Raw genomic sequence first — 1,577 nt, 5'->3', positions numbered from 1 at the left:
GGCACCACCACCCTGCACGCATTATGGATGGGTGTACCAACCTTGACGCTGGCCGGCAACACCGTAGCAGGACGGTCTGGCGCAGGCATCCTGGCGCAGGTTGGACTGGATCAATTCATCGCACAGAGCGCAGAGGAATTCGTGCGCAAGGGCCTGACGTGGGCCGGCAATCCGGCAGCACTGGCCGAGATCCGCAGCAGCTTGCGTGAACGCTTCGTCAGCTCTCCATACAGTCAGCCAGAAACTGTCGCCGATGGCCTGGCCGCTGCTTTGCGCACCATGTGGCGGCGCTGGTGCAATGGGCAAGCGGCCGAAAGCTTTCACGCCGAAACATCACATTCCCCGAATATCGAACAAGAACTGCAAAACACGCTGGAAACTGTCTTGCAACAAGCAATACAACTGCATCAGGCCGGGCATGCGCAAGAAGCTGAAATGGTTTGCCGCGCCATACTGGAATCGCAACCCGCTCATGCAAAAACCAATCATCTACTGGGATTACTGGTCGCGCAAAGTGGCGACATTGCTCATGCACTTCCACACTTCCAGGCGGCCTTGGAGGCCGACCCGGTACAGGGCCAATACTGGCTGAATTTTATCGATGCGTTAATCCTGGATGGTCAGATCGAAAAAGCTGAACAGTACTTCCGCCTGGGCCGCGACAATGGACTGGAGGGCGAAGAAATCGACAAGCTGGAGCAGCGCATTTCAGCCGCCGATATCTCGACACATAGCTCGACAGAATTGATCTCCCCCTTACAACTACCGCGGTTATCTACGGCGCAACAATATATCCAGCACGTCCAGCGCCTGCTTTCTGAAGAGCGTCACGCCGAAGCGGAAAAAATCATTCATTGGTTGCCGTCGCAATTTCCGCAGGACGGATCCTGCTGGAAGCTGCTGGGCTTAACACTATGGCAGCAGCGCCGCTTTGAACAAGCGCTACCGCCGATGCTGAAGGCGGTCAAACTGTTGCCCCGCGATGCTGAATCGCAACGCAATCTGGGCATTACGCAATTGGCATTGAAACGCTATGGCGAGGCCGAAGCCAGCCTGCGCTCATCCATCGAAATTTCACCTACTTACGCCGAGGCACACAATAGCCTGGGTATCGCCTTGTATGAAACAGGCCGACTGGATGAAGCGCAAGCCTGTTATCGCCGCGTACTACAGCTACGGCCCAATTTTGCCGATAGTTATAACAACCTGGCCAATATCTTGAAGGAAACCGGGCATCTCAGCGAAGCTGCCGAGATGTACAGCCGCTTTCTGCAGACGCATCCGGATCACGCTGGCGTGCATGACCATGTCGGCTGCATTCTGTTCGAACTGGGTCGCTTCGACGAAGCGGAAGTGAGTTTTCGGCAGGCACTCGACATTGCACCTGGCTATGCCTGCGCCCACAGCAACTTGCTATTCTGCGCCTGCAATAACGCCGATGTCTCTCCGGCAGAACTGTTTGCCGAACACCTGCGCTTCGCCGAGCAATTCGAAGCGCCGCTGCGCCCGCACTGGCCCGTTCACACCAATTCACGCGATCCCGAACGCCGCCTGCAAATCGGCCTGGTCTCCGGCGA

Annotated in this window: 1 protein-coding gene; it reads left to right on the top strand. The window is 56.7% G+C overall.

The features are described 5' to 3' along the window. On the top strand, window positions 1-1,577 hold a 1,577-nt coding region (locus ACIPF8_RS24505), incomplete at both ends, for a tetratricopeptide repeat protein (protein WP_400426368.1).

It is taken from the genome of Collimonas sp. NPDC087041, from assembly GCF_044745265.1.
Classification (GTDB): Bacteria; Pseudomonadota; Gammaproteobacteria; order Burkholderiales; family Burkholderiaceae_D; genus Collimonas.
This window is presented reverse-complemented; position numbering and strand designations above follow the sequence as displayed.